This is a genomic window from Flavobacterium phragmitis (assembly GCF_900112575.1).
In the GTDB taxonomy this organism is placed as follows: Bacteria; Bacteroidota; Bacteroidia; order Flavobacteriales; family Flavobacteriaceae; genus Flavobacterium; species Flavobacterium phragmitis.
Map to the genome: position 1 here is coordinate 240,507 of NZ_FOMH01000011.1, position 17,722 is coordinate 258,228.

The following is a 17,722-nucleotide window of genomic DNA, read 5'->3' on the forward strand; positions in this document are numbered from 1 at the left end:
AATGAAAAAATCGTTAATCCTGTTTTCAATTCCGTTATTAGCTATAATGACTTCCTGCAACGGACAAGTAAAAAAAGAAGAAAAAGAAGCACTTGCCAAACAACCGGGAAATGTTGTAAAAACGGCTATCGGAGATATTACACTTCCCCCGCCCTACGCAACCGAATCCAAAACAAAGAACAGTAAAGTTTTAGGCTGGCCAGAAGGAAAAACCCCAAAAGCGCCTGAAGGTTTTACGGTAACGAAATTTGCTGACGGTTTCGAAAATCCGCGTTGGAGCTATATTGGACCAAACAATGATATTTTTGTTGTGGAGAGCGGAACCAGAACAAGCAAAAACCAAATTATCATTTTACGCGATAAGGATAAAGACGGAAAATATGAAACTCGCGAAGTTTTTATTTCTGGTTTAAACAGACCTCTAGGAATGCTAATTCTTAAAGACTTTTTTTACATTGCAAATACCGACGGACTTTACCGTTACCCCTATAAAAATACTCCTTTAAAATTAGAAACCAAAGGAACTAAAATTGTTGAGCTTCCTGCTGGCGGATACAACAATCACTGGACAAGAAGTTTGCTTGCTAATCCTGAAGGAACGAAGATTTATATTGGTGTTGGTTCAGGAAGCAATGTTGGAGAAAACGGAATGGATAAAGAAATTCGCCGTGCCGCAATTTTAGAAATCAATCCTGACGGAACCGGCGAAAAAATTTATGCTGAAGGTCTTAGAAACCCAATGGGAATGGACTGGAATCCAGCCAACAAAAAAGAACTTTGGACAGCGGTAAACGAAAGAGATGAACTTGGCGATGATTTGGTTCCAGATTATATTACGAGTGTAAAAAGAGGCGGTTTTTACGGATGGCCTTATTCGTATTTTGGAAGTATTCCCGACCCAAGATGGAAAGGGAAAGGCGAACGAAAAGATTTGATAGAAAGAGCTATTGTTCCCGATGTTCCGGTTGGTGCTCACACTGCTTCGTTGGGATTAGCCTTTTACACTAAAAATGCTTTTCCTGCAAAATATAGAAATGGCGCTTTTGTAGGTCAGCATGGCTCCTGGAACCGATCTGTAATTTCAGGTTATAAAGTTTTATTTGTTCCTTTTAAAGATGGAAAACCTTCAGGAAAACCAGAAGATTTTTTAACTGGTTTTATTTCAAATGATGAAAAAGCAGAAGTTTATGGACGTCCAGTTGCAGTAACTGTTATGAATGACGGATCGCTTTTGGTAAATGATGATAGCGGAAATACGATTTGGAAAGTAACAGCGAATAAATAAAATTCCAATTTTTTTAAATTCCAAATTCCAATTCTCTTAGAGAGTGGAACTAAACTATAAAGATTTTTAAACACATAGAGACATAGATTTTTGTTCTAAAAAGATGTTACTAAGAAAACCCGTTTTCACACATAGTTTTTCTATGTGGCTTTTGATAAGTAAAACGCCTTTTTTGCCTCAATCAATGACTGTGTTTCTATGTGTTAAAATAAAACAGCACTTTTAACCTCCCTTATTTATGCCTTTTCAAAATTGTTTTCTTTTTCTTTTGATTCTTTTTATTTCTAAAAACATTTCAGCACAAGAAAATATTGATTCTACCAAAACCCAAAAACTAGACGAAGTTTTAATAAGTCCGCTTCATATTAATCGGGATTTGCAAAATAGTCCGGCTTCAATTGGCATTTTATCCGAAAAAGAATTACTTCGAAATAACACCACAGACATTAGTAATATCATTAATACGATTCCGGGTGTTTTTATGCAATCGTCGAATATTACCACAACCCGAATTTCGATTCGTGGAATTGGCGCCAGAACACCATACGGAACGAATAAAATCAGAGCTTTTTATGGAAATATTCCTCTGACATCTGGAAACAGCGAAACCGTAATTGACGATATCGATCTTCAAAACATTAATCAAATTGAAGTGATAAAAGGTCCGCTTTCGAGTATTTATGGCGCTGGTTTAGGCGGAGCAATTTTAATTTCGCCTCAAACATTTAATAAAGGAAATTATCAAACTGAAATCAGTTCTATTATTGGCTCTTTTGGTTTATTGAAAAACAGGGTCAGTTTTAATTTGAATGAAAAAAGTGCTTCTTTAAATCTAAGTTATCATAATTTAAAGACCGACGGCTGGCGAGAAAACAGCGTTTACAATCGGGAAGGAATTACACTTGGCGGTGAATTATTCAGAAAGAAAAACAGCAAACTGACTTACTTCTCCAACTATACATATTTAAAAGCTTACATTCCGAGTTCAATCAACAAAACCACTTTCGAAAATAATCCACAAGCGGCTGCTCCAACTTGGGTTGCTTCAAAAGGTTTTAAAGAATACAAATCAACTTTGGCAGGATTGGCTTATGATTTTAAATTAAATGATCATTTGAATAATTCGACTTCTGTTTTTATCAATTATAAAGACAGCAACGAACCGCGACCTTTTGATATTTTGCGTCAATATACTTTTGCCTCGGGTGTACGAACTCAATTTTCGGGAGATTTCAATATCGGAAAAATTAAAAATCAATTTATTGCGGGATTAGAATATTTCAGAGATAATTATAGCGGAAATACTTTCGAAAACTTGTATCAGCAAAATAATGGGAATGGAAGTCTGCAAGGCGATCAGCTTACTGCAACCGATCAAAAAAGACATTTTTATAATGTTTTTTCGCAAATCAGAACATTGCTTTCTGATCGATTTGAGATTCAGGCAGGTTTAAATTACAACAAAACCAAATTCGAACTTCAGAATGATTTTCCCGCTTCCGCGAATAATCCGAAGGAGAAATATAGTTACGATGGAATTTTTTCGCCACAACTTTCTTTTTTGTTCAAGCCAAATGAAGTTCAGACAATCTATTTTTCTGCAAGCCGAGGATTTTCTCTTCCCGCAACCGAAGAAACTCTAACCTCAACGGGTAATATCAATCAAAACATAAAACCTGAAACGGGTTATAACTTTGAATTGGGTGGAAAACTTCATTTTTTCAATAAAAAACTATATGCCGAAATTGCAATTTATCGAATGGAAATTAAAGATTTATTGGTAGCCAAAAGAATCGGCGATGATCAATACGAAGGTATGAATGCAGGAAAAACCTTTCATGAAGGAATTGAAATTTCCTTAAATCATAATTGGCCAATCAATCGAATTTTTACTCTAAATTCTTATGTCGGAACTTCAATTGGAAATTATGAATTTAAAGAATTTGTCGATAACGGAAATGATTATTCCGGAAACAAATTAACCGGAGTTCCAGCCAATACCGCAAGCGCTGGTTTTACCTTAAACCTAAATTCAGGATTTTACTTTACCGCCGATTTTCAGTTTACAGACAAAATCCCAATGAATGATTCAAATGCCGATTATTCCGATTCTTATTCACTTCTGAATTTAAAAGCCGGTTATCAATTTGAAATTTTATCAGGTTTAAAAGCTCATTTTGATGCAGGCATAAATAATGTAATGGACGAAAAATACGCTTCTATGATTTTGACCAATGCCACTGCCGTTGGAAATGCACTACCAAGATTTTATTATCCTGGATTGCCGATAAACTATTACGGAATTATCTCATTAAATTATGTATTTTAGCATTGTATTTAATTTCACAAAACAATGCTTTCCGAATTGCAGAAAAAACTGGATTACGTCAATGCTTATAGAGAAAATCGTCTCAAAACGGCAAAAGATGTTTTAGAAAACCCTTCGCTTTTTAGTGAATTGGTTTCGATTTGCTTTTCGCCCGAAGATAAAAACAATCATAAAGCTTGCTGGATTTTAGAATTTGTTTCATACGAAGAATTGTATTGGCTCCAGCCTCATCTTGATTTTTTCTGTTCGAATTTAAAAGTTTTAAAAGATGAAAGTTCTTTGCGACCGATTGCAAAAGTGGTTCAGCTTTTGGTAAAATCGCATTACAAGAAAAACGAAAACGGCATAAAACTCTCCGAAGAAAATCTTCAAGACTGCATCGAAGCTTCTTTCGACTGGCTCATTAACGATACCAAAGTCGCCACAAAAGCCTATTCTATTCGTACTTTATATATTTTAGGAAATTATTACGACTGGATTCATCCCGAACTAAAAATCATAATCGATAAAGATTTCGGAGACCATTCGCCCGCATACAAAGCCGTCGCCAAAGAAGTTTTGAAGAAAATAAAATAAGTTTTAGTTGCCACGAATTACACTAATTTCACTAATTTTTTATGTTGAATTTGAAAAAAAAATAATTCGTGGAAATTCGTGTAATTCGTGGCAAACAAAAAAAACCTCTATAATCCTTTTAATCTGTGGCAGAAAACTAAATTTTGGCTAAAAAAAGATTAAAAACTATCTTTGCAAAAACGCGACATAATTATTTTACGTACATTTGTAAAAACTTTACGTATATGAATACAAAACTCACTTTATCGCTTGAAAAAGAGGTTATCGATCAAGCGAAGTTGTATGCTAAAAAAACAGGCCGAAGCTTATCTGAGTTGGTAGAAAGTTACTTTAAAAATTTAACTGAGAAGACAGAAACATACGACGACATTCATCCGAAAGTAAAAAAGCTTATTGGAATAGTTACTTTACCAGATGATTTTGACGAAGAGAAAGTAAAAGAAGAACATTACAGAGAAAAATACGGTCTATGAAAAACGTATTTATTGACACTAATATTTTAATGGATATTTTCGCCAATCGACAGCCTTTTGTGCATAATTCATTAAAAATATACACTTTAGGCGTTGATAAAAAAATCAAGCTATATTCTACATCAAACACTATAATAACCCTTCATTATCTGTTAAAAAGATTAATTCCAGAAGAAAAAATTAGAATGGCTTTAGATGAAATTACTCAGAATATAGAAATAATTCCTATTGACGTAAACATTATTAAAAAAAGTTTAAAATCCAATCACAAAGATTTTGAAGATGCAATTCAAATTACATCGGCTCAATCAATAAATTCAATGGATTGCATCATTACACGAGATTTAAAAGATTTTAAATTTTCTGAAATTAATGTATTCACTCCCGATGAATTTCTAAATACACTATAATACAAATGAATTATTTTTCTTCTGATTTTAAATTAGGAATATTAGGTGGCGGACAATTAGGCAAAATGCTTTTGTTCGACACCAGAAAATTTGACATACAAACTTACGTTCTAGATCCAAGCGACGAAGCGCCGAGTAAAATTGCCTGCAACAAGTTTTTTCAAGGCGATTTAATGGATTATGAAACGGTTTATAATTTCGGGAAACAAGTCGATGTTTTGACTTTCGAAATTGAACTGGTAAACCTTGAAGCTTTGACACAATTGGAAAACGAAGGTTTAAAAATATATCCGTCTCCAAAAACCTTAAAAGGAATTCAGAATAAAGGCGTTCAAAAAGAATTTTACGCTAAAAATAATATCCCAACTGCACCTTTCGAAAGATTTGAAAATTTAGAAAATCTAAAATCTAAAATCAGCGATCTAAAATTACCTTTTGTGTGGAAATGCACCGAATTTGGTTATGACGGAAACGGAGTAAAAATAGTTCGTCAAGCATCCGATTTAGATACCTTGCCAAATGTAGAATGCATTGCTGAAACTATGGTTCCGTTCAAAAACGAATTGGCAGTAATTGTGGTTAGAAATCCATCAGGAGAAATGAAAACCTATCCGGTTGTAGAAATGGAATTTCATCCAGAAGCAAACCAAGTTGAATACGTAATTTGCCCAGCAAGAATCGACGATAAAGTTGCTGAAAAAGCTAGAGCAATTGCTTTGCAGGTTTCAGAAAACTTCAATCACGTTGGACTTTTAGCCGTTGAAATGTTCCAGACTCAAGATGACGAAATTTTGGTAAACGAAGTTGCGCCACGTCCGCACAATTCTGGACATTATTCTATCGAAGCAAGTTATACTTCACAATTCGAAAATCATTTACGCGCTATCTTAGATCTTCCTTTAGGAAACACAGACAGCAAAGTGGCCGGAATTATGGTAAATTTAGTGGGTGCCGAAGGTCATTCTGGAAACGTGGTTTATGAAAACATCGAAACCATTTTAGGATGGGATGGTGTTACACCTCATATTTACGGAAAGAAACAAACACGTCCGTTTAGAAAAATGGGTCATGTTACGATTGTAAATGAAGATATGGCTGAGGCCAGAAGAATTGCACAGGAAGTTAAGAATACTATTAAAGTTATTAGTGAATAGTTTTCAGTCGCAGTCACAGTATTCAGTTTAAAAACTATATTTTTTTGAAGTCTCAGTATTAACTTGAAACCTGAAACTTGAAACCAATAAACAAAAAACAAAATGAGCAAAGTAGCTATTATAATGGGAAGCATCTCAGACATGCCAGTTATGCAGGATGCAATCGACATATTAAAACAATTTAATGTAGAAGTTGAAGTAGATATCGTTTCGGCACACAGAACGCCTGAGAAATTATTCGATTTCAGCAAAAATGCACACAACCGCGGTATTTCGGTAATTATTGCCGGTGCGGGCGGTGCGGCGCATTTACCGGGAATGGTGGCTTCAATGTCTCCGCTTCCTGTAATTGGTGTTCCTGTAAAATCAAGCAATTCGATAGATGGCTGGGATTCGGTTTTATCGATTCTGCAAATGCCGGGTGGCGTTCCTGTTGCAACTGTAGCTTTAAACGGAGCAAAAAATGCCGGAATCTTAGCAGCACAAATCATTGGAAGCCACAATAAAAAAGTTTTAGATACTATTATTTCTTATAAAGAAGAATTGAAAGCGGCGGTTAATAAAGCGGCTGAAAGTCTCAAATAGTCATCAGTCTCAGTTTTCAGTCACAGCAAGCACAGAGGAACACAAAATTTGTGAATCTCTGTGTTTTTTTCTTGGTGAATCTTTGCGAAATAAGCCTCTTCAAGAATTAACTAATCCTTATAAAAATTTCTAAAAGAAAAACTTAACTTTGAGAAAAAAGCAAAATGAACATTCAAACTTCTAAAATAGAGCTCGCTAAAATAGTTTTAGACATTGAAAATCCCGATTTAATTCAGGAAATTGTCGAGTTCATTCAATCTAAAGAAAATCTTTCAGAAGAACAAAAAACCAAAATAAATGAGGCCATTTATTCTTTAGATAATAATGAAGGAATTTCACATGATGTTGTTATGGAAGAAACCAAAAATCGTTATTCAAAATACTTTAAATAATGAATGTAATTTGGTCTCCACAAGCTAAACAAGACTTTTGGAACAACATCGATTATTTGGAAGCTGAATGGTCTGAAAAAGTTGCTCAAAATTTCATTGAAAAAGTAAATACCACAATTACACTTTTAAAAAATGACAATGTTTTATTTCTCAAAACAAATTATAAAAACGTTTATAAAATTGTCATCACCAAACACATTTCACTTTATTACCGTATCGAAAACACTAATTTAGAATTACTTCGTTTTTGGAATACTTTTCAGGATACGAAGAAATTCAAATTATGATTTCCTAATTTTATATTTTTAAAAAGCATAAATAATATGAGCGTATTAACACAATACTTCAATACAAAACACAACACCGCACCTTTTTCGCAAATCAAAATCGAAGATTACGTTCCTGCTTTTCAGGAAGGAATTGCTTTGGCGAAAGCCGAAATTGATGCAATTGTAAATAATCCAGATGCGCCGACTTTTGAAAACACGATTGTAGCAATGGATTTTTCAGGCGATATTTTGGATCGTCTTTCGAGTGTTTTCTTTAATTTGAATTCGGCTGAAACGAATGACGAAATGCAAAAAATTGCTCAAGAAGTTTCGCCTTGGCTTTCAGAATTCGGAAATGACATTCGATTAAATGCAGAATTATTTGCGAGAGTAAAAGCCGTTTACGATCAGAAAGAAAGTTTAAATCTGAATCCAGAACAAACTACATTATTAGATAAAAAATACAAAAGCTTTTCAAGAAACGGAGCCAACTTGCCAGAAGACAAGAAAAACCAATTAAGAGAAATCGACAAAGAATTATCGAAATTGAGTTTACAATTTGGCGAAAATGTTTTGGCAGAAACCAACAACTTCGAATTGCACTTAACGGATGAAAAAGATTTATCAGGTTTACCAGAAGGCACAATCGAAGCGGCAAGATTATTAGCCAAAAATCAGGAAAAAGAAGGCTGGATTTTCACTTTAGATCATCCAAGTTATGTTCCGTTTTTGACTTATGCCGACAATCGCGAACTGCGTAAAAAAATGGCGATTGCTTTTGGCGCAAAAGGTTTTCAGAAAAACGAATTCAACAATGAAGAAAACGTTCTGAAAATTGCCAAACTTCGTCACGAAAGAGCGAATTTATTAGGTTACAAAACACACGCACATTTTGTTTTAGAAGAAAGAATGGCCGAAAGTCCAGAGAAAGTTTTTTCCTTCCTGAATGATTTATTAGCAAAAGCAAAACCAGCAGCGCAAAAAGAGTTTGCAGAATTAACTGCGTTCGCAAAAGAATTGGACGGAATCGAACAATTAGAAAAATGGGACGGCGCGTATTATTCTGAAAAATTAAAGCAACAGCTTTTTAATTTAGATGATGAAAAACTGAAACCTTATTTTCAATTAGAAAAAGTTTTGGACGGCGCTTTTACAGTTGCCAAAAAATTATACGGTTTAACTTTTACCGAAGTTTTTGATATCGATAAATACCATGAAGAAGTTACTACTTACGAAGTAAAAGATGCTGACGGAAATTTAGTTTCAATTTTCTACGCTGATTTCTTCCCAAGAAAAGGAAAAAGAAACGGCGCGTGGATGACTTCATTCAAATCACAATATGTGAAAGACGGCGTAAACGAAAGACCGCACATTTCGAACGTTTGCAACTTTACAAAACCAACAGAAACAAAACCATCTCTATTGACTTTTAATGAAGTAACGACTTTATTCCACGAATTTGGTCACGGTTTGCATGGAATGTTGGCTGACACGGTTTACCCAAGTTTATCTGGAACCTCTGTTTACTGGGATTTCGTAGAATTACCAAGTCAGATTATGGAGAATTGGTGTTACGAACCGGAAGCTTTGGCTTTGTTTGCGAATCACTACGAAACAGGAGAAATCATTCCGATTGAATATGTTCAGAAAATTAAAGAAAGTGCCAGTTTTCAGGAAGGATTGGCAACGTTACGTCAGTTAAGTTTTGGATTATTAGATATGGCTTGGCATGGACAAGATCCTACCAATATCACAGATTTGAAAACTTTCGAAACTGAACAATTTGCCAACACTCAATTGTATCCGGATGTAAAAGAAAATGCGATGAGTACCGCTTTTTCACATATCTTTCAGGGCGGATATTCTTCCGGATATTACAGCTACAAATGGGCTGAAGTTCTGGATGCCGATGCTTTTGAATATTTCCATGAAAATGGAATCTTTAATGAAGAAATTGCGAAAAAATTCAAAGACAATGTGCTTTCAAAAGGAGGAACTGAACATCCAATGACTTTGTACAAACGTTTTAGAGGTCAGGAACCAAAACCTGAAGCTTTGTTGAAAAGAGCGGGATTACTTTAATATTTATATATTTGTTTATTATTTAAACTATTGAAAGAGAAAAATCTATATATAATTGCAGGTTGTAATGGAGCTGGAAAAACAACAGCTTCATATACAATTCTGCCTGAAATATTAGATTGTAAAGAATTCGTAAATGCTGATGAAATCGCCAAAGGCTTATCTCCTTTTCAACCGGAAAAAGTAAGCTTTGAAGCTGGAAGAATAATGCTAAACCGAATTGATGAGCTACTTCAAAAAGAAGTTGATTTTGCTTTTGAAACCACTCTATCTGCAAAAAGTTATCTTTCGCTTGTAAAAAAAGCTAGAAATGAAGGTTATTTTGTGACACTAATTTTCTTTTGGCTAAACTCTTTTGAATTAGCAAAACGAAGAGTAAAAGTCAGAGTAAGCGAAGGAGGTCATAATATTCCTGAAGATGTTATTGAACGAAGATATACCCGAGGAATTCAAAATTTCTTTGATATCTATCTGAATAATTGTGACAATGTAATGTTATTTGATAATTCAAATAGACTACCAATACTTATTGCTGAAAAAGAAATTAACGAAAAGATTCAAATTATAGATGAGAACTTATTCAATCAAATAAACAATGTAAGATATGACAAAAGATAAGATTAAAGAATTACAGCGTAAAATTGTTGAAGGTTTAAAAGTATCTTCAAAAAAAATGATTGAAAACAAAAAGAAAACCAATGGAAAGATTGTAGTTTATGCTGATGGGAAAATTCAAACTATAAATGCAGTTGATATTAAAGACTAATGCATAAATCAAAATTGAAAAAATATTTTAAAATAGCCTTATATCTTGCCATTATTGGAATGATCTCGATTATTGCCGTAAATTATTATGTAAAATCTTCGACTAAAAAGAATATTTATTATTCCATAAAAAAGTTCCCTAAAAATGATGTCGGAATTATTTTTGGCGCAGGCATTAACGGAAATCAGCCAAGCAAATATTTAAAAGATCGTTTGGATGCCGGAATCATGCTTTGGAAAGCAAAACGCATCAATAAAATTTTACTTTCGGGAGATAACGGCCGTGATGAATATGATGAATTAACGGTAATGAAAAACTACTGTTATAATCATGGTGTAGACACAACCAAAATATTTATTGATTATGCGGGCTTTGATACTTACTCAACAATGTATCGTGCTAAACATATTTTCAATATCAAAAAAGCTACTTTAATTTCTCAAAAATATCATTTAAATAGAGCAATTTATATCGGTCAAAAACTCGGAATTAAATCTTCTGGTTATTCTGCTAATAATGGAGAGTATTTAGGATATAATTATGTTTGTTTCAGAGAATATATTTCTGTCTTTAAAGCTTTTTTTGATGTACTAAGAAATCGAGAACCTCGCTTTTTAGGGACTAAAATTGATATTAATGGTTCTTCTAATTTTTCAAAAGACGATAAACGATAAAACTATTGAAAAACATTTCGCTCCGCTGGAGCTCTTTGATAGTTGAAAACTGAATTTGCTATAAATATTCTGCTCCGCTGGAGCATTTAATACAAAAGGACTGTCTCGAAAGTGAGTCAGTCCTTTTTTGATTTAATTTTTTTCAAAATAAAGACCTTTCATCTTTGCTCTTTATTCTATTTTCTATATTCTCATCTACTCTTTCTCCAAAACCTTATTAGCCAATTTCCCAACAGTCAATCCTTGCACTACAATAGAGAATAAAACAACAATGTAAGTTACTTCCAAAAGCAGGTTTTTGTATTCGCTTTCCGGCATAGAAAGCACTAACGCAATAGAAACTCCACCTCGGATTCCGCCCCAAACCAAAACCATTAAAGAGCCTTTGTTGTAAGCCGATTTGATTCCAAAGAATTTGAATATATCGAAGAACTTCCATGGTAAAACAATCGAAGTTAATCTTGAAAACAGTACAATAAAAATAGCTACAAAACCTGTTAATAATTGTTTATTTAAATCTGGAAGCAATAACAATTCGAAACCAATAAACAAGAATAAAACAGCATTTAAAATCTCATCGATAAGTTCCCAAAATTTACCTAGATAATCTTTAGTCACTTCACTCATTGCCACTTTCTTACCATAATTTCCAATAATCAATCCCGCAACAACCATCGCAAGCGGACTAGAAACGTGTAACGCCTGAGCCACTAAAAATCCTCCAGTTACGATAGAAAGCGTAATTAAAACCGAAACTTTATAATCATCAATTTTCTTCATTACTTTTGAAGCCGTAAATCCAAAAACCGCACCTAATAAAAGTCCGCCAATTCCTTCTTTAATAAACAACCAGGATATTGAACCAAAAGTAGCATCAAATGTTGGATCGGTTGCCATTTTTAGAACCACAGCAAACATTACTACTGCTACTCCATCATTAAATAATGACTCACCCACAATTTTAGTTTCGATTCTTTTTGGGACTTTCGCTTCCTTTAAAACTCCCAAAACTACGATTGGATCTGTTGGAGAAATTAAGGTTCCAAAAACCAAGCAAAATATGTAAGGAATAGTAATTCCTAAAAGTGGTGCGATATAATAAAGTAGAACAGAAATAATTAAAGCTGATAAAACGACACTGACTGTCGAATAAATCATAATAGAAACTTTTTGTTCTTTAAGATCGAACATGTTTACGTGCAAAGCTCCAGCAAATAAAAGGAAATTCAACATCGCTCCCATTAGGATTTCGTTGAAGTCAAATTCTTTTATTAAATCAAAAAAGTGTTTTGTCGTTGCAGGAAAATAAGAATCCCCCAAAAGACGAATTGCCACTGAAACCAACATGGCAATAATCATAATTCCGATGGTTCCCGGAAGTTTTAAAAATCTTAAATTCAAATAGGCGAAGAAAGATGCCAATACAATTAGCACCGAAAAAGTGTAGTATAATTCCATAAAATGTGATTTTTACAAAAATAGCTGTATCATTATTTAATCAAAAATTTCAAGGTTTGAATTAACATAACTTTATAATTTGTTAAATAAGTTTCAATTATTTTTGAAAGTTTAAAAACTTTTACTTACATTTGATCCATGGATTTCAAAGAAGCAAAAAATAAGTTTGTACAAACCTGGGGAGCATTAGGTTCTCAATGGGGAATTAATAAAACGATGGCACAGATCCACGCTTTATTAATGGTCTCAAACGAGCCTGTTTCTATGGAAGACATTATGGAAGAATTGCAAATTTCGCGTGGAAATGCCAGTATGAATCTGAGAGGCTTAATGGATTGGGGAATTGTTTACAAAGAATTTAAAGCTGGTGAAAGAAAGGAATTTTTCACGGCAGAAAAAGATTTGGATGAATTGGCAGTTAAAATTTCCAGAGAAAGAAGCAAAAGAGAAATTAAACCTACTCTTAAGATTTTAAAAGAAGTTTCGACAATTGAAGCAAGTGATTTGGCAGAAGAAAAACACTTTGTAGACCAAACTTCTAAATTGTATGATTTTGTTTTAAAAGCAGATAATATGCTGGACAAAATGACTGAATTTAATGATAACTGGCTTGGAAAATTGTTCATGAAAATGATGAAGTAAATCTTCAGATTAAAAAAATTTAAACTAAGCTTTCATTTTTTCCTGAAAGTTTAAAAACAACAAAAAGTTATGAAAAATATAAACTTCTTAAAAGCAGAATGGAAAAACTTAGCCCTTTTCAATTATGAAGTTGAGGCTAAACTACTAGAAAAATATCTTCCTGTTGGAACTGAGATTGATATTTGGAATAACAGATGTTATGTGAGTTTAGTCGGTTTTATGTTCAAAAACACCAAAGTTTTAGGATTGAAAGTTCCGTTTCATATTGATTTTGAAGAAGTAAATCTAAGATTTTATGTAAAACGTTTTGAAAACGGAGAATGGAAAAGAGGTGTAGTTTTCATTAAAGAAATTGTACCTAAAAAAGCCATCACTTTTATTGCCAATACTTTATATCAGGAACATTATGAAACTCAAAAAATGAGACATGAAATTCTTGAAAACAAAAACAGCAATACTTTTATTTATCAATGGAAAAATGATGAGGAATGGAATACAATCGAATTAGAAACTAAAAATATTCCAACAGAAATTGAAATTGATTTTGAAGCTGAATTTATCACAGAACATTATTTCGGATATACCAAAATCGATGAAGAAACCACTTTTGAATATGAAGTGACACATCCAAGATGGGAACAATTGGAAGTTTTAAATCACCGAATTGATATTAATTTCGAAAAAATTTATGGAACCGATTTTACATTTCTTCAAGATCAAAAACTAACTTCTGTTTTTCTAGCTAAAGGATCAAAGATTACAGTGAAGAATAAAAGAAAAATTGAACTGATTCCGATTCAAGAGGAATTATACGCATAAAACTATTCATCTTTAAAACCAAAAATCATGAAAACGTTAGAAAACCAAACCTTACTTTATGATGAAGATTGTCCGCTTTGCAGTTTATACACTACTGGATTTGTAAAAAGTGGTATGCTGGATGAAAACGGAAGAAAATCGTATTGTCAATTATCTGAAGAAGAACAAAGTTTTGTGGATTTAAAACGCGCTCCAAACGAAATTGCTTTGGTTGACAATAAATCTCAAACTGTTATTTATGGAATTGATAGTCTTATAAAAGTAGTTGGATTTTCCTTTCCTTTAATTGAAAAAATAGCAACAGTAAAACCCATTCATTTTATCCTGAAAAAAATGTATTCTTTTGTTTCTTACAATAGAAAAGTAATTATTCCGGGAAATGTAAAAGAAGAAAACAAATTGCAATGTACTCCCGATTTTAATTACAAATACAGATTTCTGTATATCGGATTTGCATTAACTGTAACTACTTTTATTCTTTTCGGTTATTCTAATTTGATTCCGAGTTTGCCAAAGAGCAATATTACAAGAGAAATCATTTTAGCTTTTGGACAAATTGTTTTTCAAAGTTTATTGCTTTTAAAATTGAACAAACAAACGATTCTGAACTACGCAGGAAATTTAATGACGATTTCTTTGATGGGAAGTTTAATTTTGATACCAATCTTAATTTTGAGTCAGTTTTTCCAGCTTCCGCAAATGATTATTTTGGGTTGGTTTGGAGTGACGGTTTTGATTATGTTTTTGGAACATTTTAGAAGAGTAAAAATTTTAAAACTTCCTTTTTACTTATCTTTCACTTGGATTTTATACAGAATTCTTGCTTTGATTTTAATTTTAAATATGTAAAAATGGTTTGCCACGAATTACACTAATTTCCACTAATTTTTCTAGCGTTTTGCTGCATATTAATTCGTGAAAATTTGTGCAATTCGTGGCTATAAAAACACATACCAATGAGCAAACTTATAATAGCATCTGGAACTGGATTTTTAGGACAAGTTTTAGTCCATCATTTCAAAAATAAATTTGAAGAGATTGTAATTCTGACTCGCGGAAAAGCAGAGACAATTGACGGAATAAAATATGTACACTGGAATGCCAGAACTTTTACCGGTTGGGAAAAAGAGTTAGAAAACGCAACCGTTTTAATTAATCTCGCTGGAAAATCGGTTGATTGCCGTTATACAAAAAAGAATAAAAAAGAAATTCTTTGGTCTAGAATTGACAGTACAAAAATCCTAAATAAAGCGGTTTTGAATTGCAAGAATCCTCCGAAACATTGGCTGAATTCATCGACGGCAACTATTTACAGATTTTCTCTTGACAAACAAATGGATGAAGTGGATGGTGAGATTGGAAATGACTTTTCTATAAATGTGGCTTTATCTTGGGAAAAAGCATTCTTTAAAACCGAAACTCCAAATACGTTAAAAACCGCTTTGCGAACTTCGATTGTTTTAGGAAAAAATGGCGGTGCTTTTATTCCGTTAAAGGCTTTGGCAAAAATAGGTTTTGGAGGAAAACAAGGAAAAGGCAATCAATTTGTGAGCTGGATTCATGAAGATGATTTTGCTAATGCAGTTGATTTTATTATTGAAAAAGAAATGACTGGTGTTATCAATATTGTTTCTCCTACTCCAATTCGGAATATTGATTTTATGCAGAAACTCAGAAAAGCGGTTGGTTTTCCTTTTGGAATTCCACTGAACAAATTCTTCTTAGAAATCGGATCTTTCCTTATTCGAACAGAAACGGAATTGGTTTTGAAAAGCAGAAATGTAGTTCCAAAACGACTTTTGGAAAATGGGTTTGAGTTTAAGTTTGGGGAGATTGATGAGGCTTTTCAGGATTTAATATAGAAACCAAATCCACACCGTTTTGTTTTAAAACTTTGATAAATTCGTAATGAAACCCTACAGGTTTTAAAAACCTGTAGGGTTTGCAAAGCCAATAAAAAATGACAACAATTCATCTCACAACCAAAATAAAAGGATCAAAACAAATCGTCTTCGATGTTTCAAGAAATATTGACATTCATCAAAAATCTGCAAGTCCTTCAAAAGAAAGCGCCATTGAAGGCGTAATTTCTGGTTTAATAAATTTGGATGAAACAGTAACCTGGCGGGGAAAACATTTTGGATTCTATCTTACGCATAAAAGCAGAATTACAGCAATGAATTTCTATGATTATTTTGTGGATGAAATGGAAAAAGGTAAATTCAAATCTTTCGGACATGAACATTTTTTTGAAGAAGAAAATGGATTTACAATTATGAAAGATAAACTGCAATATAAAACTCCGTTTGGGATTTTCGGGAAGTTATTTGATGTTTTGTTCTTGAAGAGACATTTGACGGATTTTCTTTTAGGAAGAAATAAGGTTTTGAAAGAGATTTCAGAGAAAAATATTTGATTGGATTTTATTTCACGCAGATTCTACAGATTTTAGCAGATTTCGCAGATAAAAATAAATTCAATTTCCTCTAGTTAAAACTGGAGGAAATTCAAAAACAGTTTACTGAAATTTCTTTTCTTCAAATTCTACATTTCAAACATAGCCCGCGGTTTCAACCGCGGGAAACGTTTCGAATATTTGCGTAAAGAAAGCGTCCCAATGGTTAAAACCATTGGCAATACTGACAAATAAACATTATATTTTGAAAATGATACTTCTCGTTTTCACAGTTTGCGTGAGGGATAGGAGCTGGCTACCGAAGTAGCGCGAATAGCCCGACCCCGATAAAACAAGCGGGCGAATATGCGCAAAGTAATTTTGCCCACTTGTTTTATCGGGGGCACGCCCAAAATATTTATCACAAAAAAACCACCATCAGCCACCAAAAAATCGGCACCGCTTCTACCCAAAAAGAAGTGTAATATTTGGAGCGATTTGGATTGGCAAAGATGATAAAAAGCATTAGCATAATGACCATTATCAAATTGATGAAGGCATCGTGATAATTAAATGTTGATATGAAAATTTCTAAAAACCAAAACGGTACTAAAAGTGAAAGCCCTAAAAATTTTGTTTTTTTCACGCCGATTGTCTGTGGAACGGTTTGCAAATGCGGATCGTCATTGGCTAAATCAATGATTTCGAAAACCAGAATCAAAACAAAAACCAATACAAAACGTTGAATGCATTTGATGAAGAAATCTGTTGTAAACGGAATTTCGGCATTTATTAAAGGGAGAACCAAAGTCGCACCAACCCAACAAAGTGCTACAATGTATATTTTCACGCCTGCCCAGTTTCGGGCATTTCTTCGGTTTGGGAAAAAGGGTAAAGTGTAAAGCGCCGTTATCAGAAAAATGATGACCGAAACAATTTGGGTAATCTGCTTTAAATGGAAAAAATGATAGCCAACCAAAAGAAGCGAAATAAAACTCAAAACGGCGATGATTTTTAACTGAATCCCGATTGGATTTTTCTTTACTCGAACCAATGCATCATATTTTACGAAATTATATCCTACAATTGTTCCAAAAAAAACAAATAGTGCCATTGGCTCATCATATTGAATATGAAACACATGAAACGTAATTCGAACTAAAGCATAACACGACAAAGCCACGTGAATACTGCTGTTTAAATAAAAATTCAATATTTGTTTGAGGAGTTTCATATCACGAAATCTAATCAATTGGTAACAAATCAACTCTTTAGTTAGAAAATTGATAAAAAATGAAGTTAAAAATACCCATTAAATTATTAATAATACTTAATTTTGCGCCACAAAAAAACAACACATTTACTATAAAATGTAATAAACCCTGTGTAGCATGAGATTACGTCAAATAAAAC

At 33.1% G+C, this 17,722-nt stretch carries 20 protein-coding genes; 18 read left to right on the plus strand and 2 right to left on the minus strand.

The genetic code is table 11. The annotated features are described in order from the left end of the window. Window position 1: 1 nt before the first annotated feature. The 13 genes from BM289_RS19675 to BM289_RS19730 all read left to right on the plus strand — a co-directional run bounded on the left by BM289_RS19675 (window position 2) and on the right by BM289_RS19730 (window position 10,995). Window positions 2-1,285, plus strand: a complete 1,284-nt coding sequence (locus BM289_RS19675; protein WP_091496693.1) for a PQQ-dependent sugar dehydrogenase — start codon at window positions 2-4, stop codon at window positions 1,283-1,285. Window positions 1,286-1,523: 238 nt separating this feature from the next. Beyond that, a complete protein-coding gene (locus BM289_RS19680; RefSeq protein WP_091496695.1) occupies window positions 1,524-3,614 on the plus strand; it encodes a TonB-dependent receptor in 2,091 nt (696 codons plus the stop codon). Between the two features lie 24 nt (window positions 3,615-3,638). Further along, window positions 3,639-4,190, plus strand: coding sequence for a hypothetical protein (locus tag BM289_RS19685; RefSeq protein ID WP_091496696.1), 552 nt, complete (start codon window positions 3,639-3,641; stop codon window positions 4,188-4,190). Between the two features lie 224 nt (window positions 4,191-4,414). Further along, window positions 4,415-4,663, plus strand: coding sequence for a DUF6364 family protein (locus BM289_RS19690; RefSeq protein WP_091496698.1), 249 nt, complete (start codon window positions 4,415-4,417; stop codon window positions 4,661-4,663). Next, window positions 4,660-5,073, plus strand: a complete 414-nt coding sequence (locus tag BM289_RS19695; protein WP_091496700.1) for a type II toxin-antitoxin system VapC family toxin — start codon at window positions 4,660-4,662, stop codon at window positions 5,071-5,073. The genes BM289_RS19690 and BM289_RS19695 overlap by 4 nt, the downstream gene beginning before the upstream one ends. Window positions 5,074-5,078: 5 nt before the next feature. Beyond that, window positions 5,079-6,227 carry a 5-(carboxyamino)imidazole ribonucleotide synthase gene (locus BM289_RS19700; protein WP_091496702.1) on the plus strand — a complete coding sequence of 383 codons (1,149 nt, stop codon included), beginning with the start codon at window positions 5,079-5,081 and terminating at the stop codon, window positions 6,225-6,227. Between the two features lie 102 nt (window positions 6,228-6,329). Beyond that, on the plus strand, window positions 6,330-6,812 hold the full coding sequence (purE, locus tag BM289_RS19705; protein ID WP_091496704.1) for a 5-(carboxyamino)imidazole ribonucleotide mutase: 483 nt from the start codon (window positions 6,330-6,332) through the stop codon (window positions 6,810-6,812). 164 nt (window positions 6,813-6,976) lie between these two features. Further along, the gene (locus BM289_RS19710) at window positions 6,977-7,204 is read left to right on the plus strand and encodes a hypothetical protein (RefSeq protein WP_091496706.1); all 228 of its coding nucleotides are present in this window, start codon (window positions 6,977-6,979) and stop codon (window positions 7,202-7,204) included. After that, window positions 7,204-7,491 (plus strand): type II toxin-antitoxin system RelE/ParE family toxin, encoded by a 288-nt coding sequence (locus BM289_RS19715; RefSeq protein ID WP_091496708.1) that lies wholly within the window; start codon window positions 7,204-7,206, stop codon window positions 7,489-7,491. Before BM289_RS19710 ends, BM289_RS19715 begins: the two co-directional genes overlap by 1 nt. A gap of 36 nt (window positions 7,492-7,527) precedes the next feature. Beyond that, a complete protein-coding gene (locus tag BM289_RS19720; RefSeq protein WP_091496710.1) occupies window positions 7,528-9,555 on the plus strand; it encodes a M3 family metallopeptidase in 2,028 nt (675 codons plus the stop codon). A 30-nt stretch (window positions 9,556-9,585) separates the two neighbouring features. Next, window positions 9,586-10,173: an ATPase gene (locus BM289_RS19725; RefSeq protein ID WP_091496712.1), complete on the plus strand. Its 588-nt coding sequence runs from the start codon at window positions 9,586-9,588 to the stop codon at window positions 10,171-10,173. Continuing rightward, window positions 10,160-10,321 carry a hypothetical protein gene (locus BM289_RS25495; protein ID WP_167365468.1) on the plus strand — a complete coding sequence of 54 codons (162 nt, stop codon included), beginning with the start codon at window positions 10,160-10,162 and terminating at the stop codon, window positions 10,319-10,321. The genes BM289_RS19725 and BM289_RS25495 overlap by 14 nt, the downstream gene beginning before the upstream one ends. Window positions 10,322-10,335: 14 nt before the next feature. Beyond that, complete coding sequence (locus BM289_RS19730; protein WP_091496787.1) at window positions 10,336-10,995, plus strand: SanA/YdcF family protein; 660 nt, start codon at window positions 10,336-10,338, stop codon at window positions 10,993-10,995. Between the two features lie 195 nt (window positions 10,996-11,190). Here the strand turns inward: BM289_RS19730 and BM289_RS19735 are convergent, their stop codons facing one another. Next, window positions 11,191-12,453, minus strand: a complete 1,263-nt coding sequence (locus BM289_RS19735; RefSeq protein ID WP_091496714.1) for a cation:proton antiporter — start codon at window positions 12,451-12,453, stop codon at window positions 11,191-11,193. Between the two features lie 138 nt (window positions 12,454-12,591). Between BM289_RS19735 and BM289_RS19740 the strand changes: the two genes are divergently transcribed. The 5 genes from BM289_RS19740 to BM289_RS19760 all read left to right on the plus strand — a co-directional run bounded on the left by BM289_RS19740 (window position 12,592) and on the right by BM289_RS19760 (window position 16,330). After that, complete coding sequence (locus BM289_RS19740) at window positions 12,592-13,095, plus strand: GbsR/MarR family transcriptional regulator (protein WP_091496716.1); 504 nt, start codon at window positions 12,592-12,594, stop codon at window positions 13,093-13,095. Between the two features lie 69 nt (window positions 13,096-13,164). Continuing rightward, a complete protein-coding gene (locus BM289_RS19745) occupies window positions 13,165-13,914 on the plus strand; it encodes a YqjF family protein (RefSeq protein ID WP_317043581.1) in 750 nt (249 codons plus the stop codon). Between the two features lie 27 nt (window positions 13,915-13,941). Beyond that, a complete protein-coding gene (locus BM289_RS19750) occupies window positions 13,942-14,763 on the plus strand; it encodes a thiol-disulfide oxidoreductase DCC family protein (RefSeq protein WP_091496718.1) in 822 nt (273 codons plus the stop codon). Between the two features lie 107 nt (window positions 14,764-14,870). Next, the gene (locus BM289_RS19755) at window positions 14,871-15,776 is read left to right on the plus strand and encodes a TIGR01777 family oxidoreductase (RefSeq protein WP_091496720.1); all 906 of its coding nucleotides are present in this window, start codon (window positions 14,871-14,873) and stop codon (window positions 15,774-15,776) included. A gap of 98 nt (window positions 15,777-15,874) precedes the next feature. Further along, the gene (locus tag BM289_RS19760; RefSeq protein ID WP_091496721.1) at window positions 15,875-16,330 is read left to right on the plus strand and encodes an SRPBCC family protein; all 456 of its coding nucleotides are present in this window, start codon (window positions 15,875-15,877) and stop codon (window positions 16,328-16,330) included. A gap of 400 nt (window positions 16,331-16,730) precedes the next feature. Here the strand turns inward: BM289_RS19760 and BM289_RS19765 are convergent, their stop codons facing one another. Next, complete coding sequence (locus tag BM289_RS19765; protein ID WP_091496723.1) at window positions 16,731-17,543, minus strand: UbiA prenyltransferase family protein; 813 nt, start codon at window positions 17,541-17,543, stop codon at window positions 16,731-16,733. Window positions 17,544-17,722 lie beyond the last annotated feature (179 nt).